General features: G+C 74.7%; 6 protein-coding genes. 4 read left to right on the top strand and 2 right to left on the bottom strand.

The window, feature by feature from the left end:
• Positions 1–229: 229 nt before the first annotated feature.
• The 4 genes from ABWI04_RS40790 (at position 230) to ABWI04_RS40775 (ending at position 5,144) form a co-directional block, all read left to right on the top strand.
• On the top strand, positions 230–1,159 hold the full coding sequence (locus tag ABWI04_RS40790; protein ID WP_353835757.1) for a dihydrodipicolinate synthase family protein: 930 nt from the start codon (positions 230–232) through the stop codon (positions 1,157–1,159).
• Entirely contained in the window at positions 1,159–2,160 is a 1,002-nt protein-coding gene (locus ABWI04_RS40785) for a proline racemase family protein (protein ID WP_345186786.1), read from the top strand. Before ABWI04_RS40790 ends, ABWI04_RS40785 begins: the two co-directional genes overlap by 1 nt.
• A gap of 99 nt (positions 2,161–2,259) precedes the next feature.
• Positions 2,260–3,747 carry an amino acid permease gene (locus ABWI04_RS40780; protein WP_353835756.1) on the top strand — a complete coding sequence of 496 codons (1,488 nt, stop codon included), beginning with the start codon at positions 2,260–2,262 and terminating at the stop codon, positions 3,745–3,747.
• On the top strand, positions 3,744–5,144 hold the full coding sequence (locus ABWI04_RS40775; RefSeq protein WP_353835755.1) for an aldehyde dehydrogenase (NADP(+)): 1,401 nt from the start codon (positions 3,744–3,746) through the stop codon (positions 5,142–5,144). The genes ABWI04_RS40780 and ABWI04_RS40775 overlap by 4 nt, the downstream gene beginning before the upstream one ends.
• 48 nt (positions 5,145–5,192) lie before the next feature.
• Here ABWI04_RS40775 and ABWI04_RS40770 read toward each other — a convergent pair whose 3' ends face one another.
• Together ABWI04_RS40770 and ABWI04_RS40765 are read right to left on the bottom strand one after the other, a co-directional pair.
• Complete coding sequence (locus ABWI04_RS40770; protein WP_353835754.1) at positions 5,193–6,572, bottom strand: NADP-dependent succinic semialdehyde dehydrogenase; 1,380 nt, start codon at positions 6,570–6,572, stop codon at positions 5,193–5,195.
• 83 nt (positions 6,573–6,655) lie between these two features.
• Entirely contained in the window at positions 6,656–7,675 is a 1,020-nt protein-coding gene (locus ABWI04_RS40765; RefSeq protein WP_345186772.1) for a lactonase family protein, read from the bottom strand.
• Between the last annotated feature and the right edge of the window lie 70 nt (positions 7,676–7,745).

The following is a 7,745-nucleotide window of genomic DNA, read 5'->3' as shown; positions in this document are numbered from 1 at the left end:
TTGGTGCAGGGGATGATGAAGCGGCACATGATCGTCGAGGTCGACCACCTGAGCGTGAAGGCCGCCGGCCGGACCCTCGGCATCGCGTCTGCGGCCCCGCGGTCGCCGAACTGCTCCGCGGCCGGGCGGGCGGGAGCGACCCCCACCGCCGGCCCGTCGCCCAGCCCATCCGGCTCGGCGAGCTCGCGGACCCTCCAGTTGACACACCCGACAAGAAAGAGAGCGCCCGATGAGCGACAGCAAGCCCCTGAGCCTCGGCGGCGTCATCGTGGCGACGGCCCTGCCCTACCGCGAGGACGCCGCCGCCCCCGCCGGGCTCGCCGTCGACCACGACCGCTACGCCGAGCACTGCCGCTGGCTCGTCGACAACGGCTGCCGCGGCGTCGGCCCGAACGGGTCCCTCGGCGAGTACTCCTCGCTGACCGACGACGAGCGCCGCCGCGTCGCCCGCACCGCCGTCGAGGCGGTCGGCCGGGACGGCGTCGTCGTGGTCGGCGTGCACGGCCCCGGCTCCCACCAGGCCCGGCACTGGACGCAGATCGCGGCCGAGGACGGCGCCGACGGCGTGCTGTGCCTGCCGCCCACCATGTACCGGGCCAACCGCGGCGAGATCATCGCGCACTTCGAGGCCGTGGCGTCCGTCGGCCTGCCGGTCATGGTCTACAACAACCCCATCGACACCAAGGTCGACCTCACCCCGGAGCTGCTCGCCGAGATCGCCCAGATCGACGGCGTCGTGGCGGTCAAGGAGTTCTCCGGCGACGTCCGCCGCGTGCTGGAGATCCGGGAGACGGCCCCGGGCCTGGAGGTCGTCGCCGGCGCCGACGACGTCACCCTCGAAGCGCTGCTGATGGGCGCGACGGGCTGGTTCGCCGGCTTCCCCAACGTCTTCCCGGCCGAGTCGGCGCTGCTGTACGAGCTGGCCACCGCCGGGAAGCTGGAGGAGGCCCGCGCCCTGTACGAGCCGCTCGTCGCCGCGTTCCGCTGGGACTCGCGCACCGAGTTCGTCCAGGCGATCAAGCTCGGCATGGAGCAGGTCGGCCGGTACGGCGGCCCCTGCCGCCCGCCGCGCGGCCCGCTCGTCCCCGAGCACCGCGCCGCCGTCACCGCCGACATGGACCGCGCGATCGAGGCCCTCGCGCGGCGGCGGGCCGCCTGATGCGCTCGGCTCGGTCGATCAGCGCGGTCGACTCCCACACCGAGGGGATGCCGACGCGCGTCGTCACCGGCGGCGTCGCGCCCATCCCGGGCGCCACGATGGCCGAGCGGCGCCGCCACGCCGTGCGGCACCTGGACGGGCTCCGCCGCTTCCTGGTGGACGAGCCGCGCGGCCACCCCGCGATGAGCGGGGCCCTGCTCCAGCCGCCGACCCGCCCGGACGCCGACTGGGGCGTCGTCTACGTCGAGGTCAGCGGGTTCCTGCCGATGTGCGGGCACGGCACCATCGGCGTCGCGACCGTCCTGGTCGAGACCGGGATGGTGGAGGTGACCGAGCCGGAGACGATCGTGCGGCTGGACACCCCGGCCGGCCTCGTCGAGGCCCGCGTCGCGGTCCGCGACGGCGTCGCCGAGCACGTCACGCTCCGCAACGTCGCCTCGTTCGCGCTCCGGCGGGACGCGGTGGTGGCGGTGCCCGGGCTCGGGGACGTCCGCTACGACATGGCCTACGGCGGCAACTTCTACGCCATCACCGACCTTGAGCCGCTCGGCCTGCCGTTCGACCGGGCCCGCAAGGAGGACATCCTGCGGGCCGGGCTGGCGATCATGGAGGCGATCAACGCGACCGACCGCCCCGTCCACCCGGCCGACCCGCTGATCGGAGGCTGCAAGCACGTCCAGTTCCTCGCGCCCGGGTCGGACGCCAGGCGCTCGCGCAACGCGATGGCCATCCATCCGGGCTGGTTCGACCGGTCGCCGTGCGGCACCGGCACCTCCGCCCGCATGGCGCAGCTGCACGCCCGGGGCGAGCTGCCGCTGCACACCGAGTTCGTCAACGAGTCCTTCATCGGCACCCGGTTCACCGGGCGCCTGGTCGGCACCGCCGACGCCGGCGGCCTGCCCGCGGTGATCCCCGAGTTCACCGGGCGGGCCTGGATCACCGGCACCGCCACCTACCTGCTCGACCCCGCCGACCCCTTCCCCGAGGGCTTCGTCCTCTGAGAGGGACCGGCCGGCTCTTCCCGAGCCCTTCACGGCGGCCCTGACCGCCGCGTCACACCCACCCTGCACCAGTCGGGAGGGACCTCCATGTCCCAAGCCATGCCCAAAACACGACCACCGCGGGGCCCGGCCGGGTCCGCGCTGTTCACCCGGGCCGGGGTCTTCCGCCTGAAACCCGTCGACTCCTCGGAGGAGGAGACCCCGGGCGGCCTGCGCCGCACCATGGGGCTGTGGCAGCTCGTCGCGCTCAGCCTCGGCGGGCTCGTCGGCGCGGGCGTCTTCTCGCTCGCCGGCGTCGTCGCCCACGACGACGCCGGGCCCGGCGTGATGATCTCCTTCCTGATCGCCATCATCGCCAGCGCCGCCGCCGCGCTCTGCTACGCCGAGTTCGCCGGCACCATCCCGAAGGCCGGCTCCGCCTACACCTACTCCTACGCCGCGCTCGGCGAGGCGATCGGCTGGGCGATCGGCTGGGACCTGCTGCTGGAGTACACCGCGATCGTCGCCGTCGTCGCGATCGCCATCTCCGGCTACCTGTCCTACATCCTCGACCAGATCGGCCTCGACATCCCGGACTGGGCGCTCGGCGCGCCCGGCACCGGCGCCGGCCACAAGGTCGACCTGTTCGCGGCGCTGCTGTGCCTGCTGCTGGCGTTCGTGCTGTCGCGCGGGACGAAGGAGTCCGCGCGGTTCGAGACGATCCTCGTCGTGGTCAAGCTCGCGATCGTCGCGCTGGTCATCGTCGCGGGAGCGTTCCACGTCTCGGCCGGCAACTTCAGCCCGTTCCTGCCGTTCGGCATCGGCGGCGCCGTCGCCGGGGCCGCCACCACCTTCTTCGCCGTCTACGGCTACGACGCCATGAGCGCGGCGGCGGAGGAGAGCGCCGAGGCCAAGAAGGTGCTCCCCAAGGCGATCGTCATCTCGCTGGCCATCGCCGCGGTCATCTACCTCCTGGTCTGCATCGTCCTGCTGGGCATGCAGGACTACCGGCAGATCGACGTCAAGAGCCCGTTCTCCAGCGCGCTCGCCTCGGTCGGCCTGACCGGTCTCGGCACGGTCGTCGCGGTCGGCGCCGTCGTCGGCATCACCACCTCCGCGCTCGCGAACATGCTGGCGGTCACCCGCGTCTGGTTCTCGATGAGCCGCGACGGCCTGCTGCCCGCCTACTTCGCCCGCAACCACCCGCGGCGGCAGGTCCCGACCCGCGTCATCTGGCTCGTCGGGATCGGCTCGGCGGTCATCGCGGGCCTGCTGCCCATCAAGGAGGCGGCCGACCTCACCAACATCGGCATCCTGATGGCGTTCATCGTCGTCGCGATCGCCGTCATGGTGATGCGCCGCACCCGCCCCGACCTGCCGCGCTCGTTCCGCACCCCCTGGGTGCCGGTGGTGCCGCTCGTCGGCATCGCCTTCTCGATCTGGCTGATCGCCAACCTCGACTGGATCACCTGGGTCCGGTTCGCGGTGTGGATGGTGCTCGGCCTGGTCGTCTACGCGCTGTACGGGTACCGCAACTCGGTGGAGAACCGGGCGCCGCGGTCCGCCCGCACGGCCCCGAACACCGAGGACGAGGGGAGCACCTCATGACACCCGACCAGGCCGTCTCCGCGGCGGTCGCCGCCGCTCCGGGCTGGGCCGCGTCGCCGCCGGCCGAACGCGCCGCCCACCTGGCGGCGGTCGCGGACGCGCTGGAGGCCGCCCGCGGCGAGCTGGTCGCCCTCGCCGACGAGGAGAGCCGCCTCGGCGAGGTGCGCCTCAACGGCGAGCTGACCCGCACCACGTTCCAGCTGAAGCTGTTCGCCGAGCAGGTCCTTGAGGGCGCCCTCTACGACGCCCGCATCGACCGGCCCGACCCGGACTGGCCCACCGGGCCGCGCCCGGACCTGCGCCGCTGCCGGACGGCCGTCGGCCCGGTGCTGGTGTTCGCGGCGAGCAACTTCCCGTTCGCCTTCAGCGTCGCCGGCGGCGACACCGCGTCGGCGTGGGCGGCGGGCTGCCCCGTCGTGGTCAAGGCGCACCCCGGCCATCCCCGCCTGTCCCGCCGGACGGCCGAGGCGATCGCCGGCGCCGGGCTCCCGGACGGCGTGTTCGCCCTCATCGAGGGCGAGGACGCCGGAGTCGAGGCCCTGCGGCATCCCGGCGTCGCCGCCGCCGCGTTCACCGGCTCCCAGCGGGGCGGCCTCGCCCTCGCGAGGATCGCGGCGGAGCGGCCGGTCCCGATCCCGTTCTACGGCGAGATGGGCAGCGTGAACCCGTCCGTGGTGACGCCCCGCGCCGCCGAGGCCCGCGCCGAGGAGATCACCCGGGGGTACGCGGCGTCCCTGACGCTGGGGGCCGGCCAGTTCTGCACGAACCCCGGCCTGCTGTTCGCGCCGCCCGGACTGGCGGAGGGCATCGCGGCGCGCCTGCGCGAGGCCGCCGGGGCGCCGATGCTCAACGAGCGGATCAGCTCCGGATACCTGGCCGCGGCGGGCAGCCTGGGCGCCCGGCCGGGCGTGCGGCGCCTGGTCTGGCCGCAGGAGGAGGACGCGCTGACCCCGCGCCTGCTCACCATGGACCTGGCGGCGTTCCAGGCCGACATCGACGCCGCGGCGGAGGAGTGCTTCGGGCCCCTCGGCCTCGTCGTCACCTACGAGCGCCTCGCCGACCTCGCGGGCGTCGTGGCGGCGCTGCCCGGCCAGCTCACCTCCTCGCTGCACGCCGAGCCGGAGGAGGCCGGCGAGCTGGAGGCGCTCGCCGCCGTGCTCGCGGGCCGGAGCGGCCGCGTCCTGTGGAACCAGTGGCCGACCGGCGTGTCCGTCACGCACGCGATGCAGCACGGCGGGCCGTACCCGGCCACGACGGCGCCCTCCACCACCTCGGTCGGCACGGCCGCCACGGAGCGGTTCCTGCGGCCCGTCGCGTACCAGAACTGGCCGCAGGACCTGCTGCCGCCGCCGCTGCGCGACGACAACCCGTGGAAGGTCCCGCAGGCCGTCCGGTGAGACCGTCCTCGGTCCGCCGCGCGCGGCGGACCGAGGACGCTCGGGCGGTCAGCCCACCCAGACGGTCTTGGCGTTGCAGAACGCGCGCATGCCGTCGGCCGACAGCTCGCGCCCGTACCCGGAGCGCTTCACGCCGCCGAACGGCAGCTCCGGGTAGGACGTCGTCATCCCGTTGATGAAGACCTGCCCGGCGTCCAGCTCGTTCGCGAACCGCTCCCGCTCGCCGTCGTCGCGCGTCCAGGCGTTCGAGCCGAGCCCGAAGCCCGTCGCGTTCGCGACCTCGACGGCCTCCGACACCCCGCTCACGCGCAGCAGCGACGCGACCGGGGCGAAGACCTCCTCGTGGTACATCCGCATCTCGGGCGTCACGCCGGAGACCACCGTCGGCGGGTAGTACCACCCGGGGCCGTCCGGGCGCTCGCCGCCGCACAGCACGCTCGCGCCCTTGCCGACCGCGTCGGCGACGAGCTCCTCGACCTCGGCGCGGCCCTCCTCGCTGACGAGGGGGCCGACGTCGGTCGCCTCGTCCATCGGGTCGCCCACCCTCTTCGCGCGCATCCGCTCGACGAACAGCCGCTCGAACTCGTCGGCGCAGCCCGTGTCGACGATGAACCGCTTCGCCGAGATGCAGCTCTGCCCGTTGTTGAGGCAGCGGGACTCCGCCGCCGTGCGCGCCGCGGCCTCCAGGTCGGCGGACGGCATCACTACGAACGGGTCGCTGCCGCCCAGCTCCAGCACGGTCGGCTTGATCTCGTCCCCGGCGATGGCGGCGACCGACCGCCCCGCGGGCTCGCTGCCGGTGAGCGTCGCGGCCTTCACCCGCGGGTCGCGCAGCACCCGCTCGACCTTCGCCGAGCCGATCAGCAGCGTCTGGAACGCGCCTTCGGGGAACCCGGCGCGGCGGAACAGGTCCTCCAGGAACAGGGCCGTCTGCGGGACGTTCGAGGAGTGCTTCAGCAGCCCGACGTTGCCCGCCATCAGCCCGGGGGCCGCGAAGCGGATCACCTGCCAGAGCGGGAAGTTCCACGGCATGACCGCCAGCACGGGCCCGAGGGGCTGGTAGCGGACGTAGGCGTCCCGCGCGTTCACGTCCGCCGGGTCGGCGGGGCGCCGGTCGGCCAGGAACTCCGCCGCGTGCTCGGCGTAGTAGCGGCACGCCTTCGCGCACTTGTGCGCCTCCGCCACCGCCGCCTTGTGCGTCTTGCCCATCTCGGTGGTCAGCATGGCGCCGATCTGGTCGGCCTCCCGGTCGAGGACGTCCGCCGCGGCCTTCATCCACTCCGCCCGCCGCTCCAGGGGGACCGTGCGGTAGGAGGCGAACGTGTCCGCCGCCCGTGCGACGCGCCGGTCGACCTCCTCGTCGGTCAGCGCGTCGAAGGTCTTCTCGACCTCGCCCGTCGCGGGGTTGGTCGTGGCGATCGTCGTCATGTCGGGATGCTCCCTGGGTGTCTGGCTCGTTACCCGGGACGTGCCCGAGGCGGCCCGCAGGAAACGCCCGCGCGGACCGGTGCTCAGCCGGGGATCACGCACACCGGCGAGGGGACGCGCAGGGGCGGCCCCACCGGCGCCGGGACGCCGTCCGGCCCGATCCGGAAGGTCGCGACCGCGTCGCTGCGCTCGTTCGCCACGTGCATCCACTCGCCGTCCACGTGCAGGTCGCGCGGCCAGTGCCCGCCGGAGGGGACGTCCGCGACCGGTGCCAGCGCCGCGCCGCCGTCCAGCACCCGGTGGGCCGTCACCACGTCCGTGCCGCGCATGGAGGTGTAGACGTACCGGCCGCCGTCGCCGAGTTTGATCGCCGCGCCCTGGGCGGCGCCGCCCGCCGGCCCGGCCGTCGCGGGCGACTCCGCCACGACCTCCAGGCCCGCGTACCCGCCGGCGGGGCTCAGGACGAGGACGGACGCGGCGAGCTCCGCCAGGACGTGCACGTGCCCGCTCGGGTGGACGGCCAGATGCCGCGGCCCGCACCCGGCCGGAAGGGCCGTCTCCCCGGCGAGCCGCAGGGCGCCGCCCTCGACGCGGAAGGACCGCACGAGGTCCGCGCCCAGGTCGGTCGCCAGGATCGTCCCGTCGGGGGCGTGGACGGTCATGTGGGCGTGCGGGCCCTCCTGTCGGTCGGCCCTCGGCCCGCCGCCGTGCCCCTCCACCACGTCCGGATCCCCGGCCAGACCGCCGTCGGGACCCAGCGGGTAGGCCCGGACCGTCCCGGACCCGTAGTCGGCGACGAGGAGGCGCCCGCCGTCCGGCGACACGGACAGGTGGCAGGGCAGCGCCCCCGCCTCCCGTGCCCCGATCTCCCTCAGCCGCGGGCCGGCCGCGTCGTAGGCCGCGACCCCGCCGCGGTCCTCCTCCCGGACCGCGTACAGGACCTTCTTCACGGGGTGGACGGCCAGGTAGGAGGGGCAGACGGCCTCCACCGCGAGTTCGGCCGCCCGCAGCGTCCCGTCGGCCTCCCTCGCGACCCGGTAGATCCCGGCGCCGCCGCCGGCCGCGCCGGTGTACGTGCCCACCCAGAACGCCCGCTCGCCCACCAGCGACTCCCCTCCGAACGCGATCCGCCCTCCCCGGGGCGGCCGAGGGCGAGCCTAGCCGCCCCGGGGC

It is taken from the genome of Actinomadura sp. NPDC000929, from assembly GCF_040492065.1.
In the GTDB taxonomy this organism is placed as follows: domain Bacteria; phylum Actinomycetota; class Actinomycetes; order Streptosporangiales; family Streptosporangiaceae; genus Spirillospora; species Spirillospora verrucosospora.
This window is presented reverse-complemented; position numbering and strand designations above follow the sequence as displayed.

Coding starts and splice junctions, on each gene's coding strand:
- ABWI04_RS40780 (WP_353835756.1), top strand. CDS start 2,260: ATGCCCAAAACACGACCACCGCGGGGCCCGGCCGGGTCCGCGCTGTTC.
- ABWI04_RS40775 (WP_353835755.1), top strand. CDS start 3,744: ATGACACCCGACCAGGCCGTCTCCGCGGCGGTCGCCGCCGCTCCGGGC.
- ABWI04_RS40785 (WP_345186786.1), top strand. CDS start 1,159: ATGCGCTCGGCTCGGTCGATCAGCGCGGTCGACTCCCACACCGAGGGG.
- ABWI04_RS40770 (WP_353835754.1), bottom strand. CDS start 6,572: ATGACGACGATCGCCACGACCAACCCCGCGACGGGCGAGGTCGAGAAG.
- ABWI04_RS40790 (WP_353835757.1), top strand. CDS start 230: ATGAGCGACAGCAAGCCCCTGAGCCTCGGCGGCGTCATCGTGGCGACG.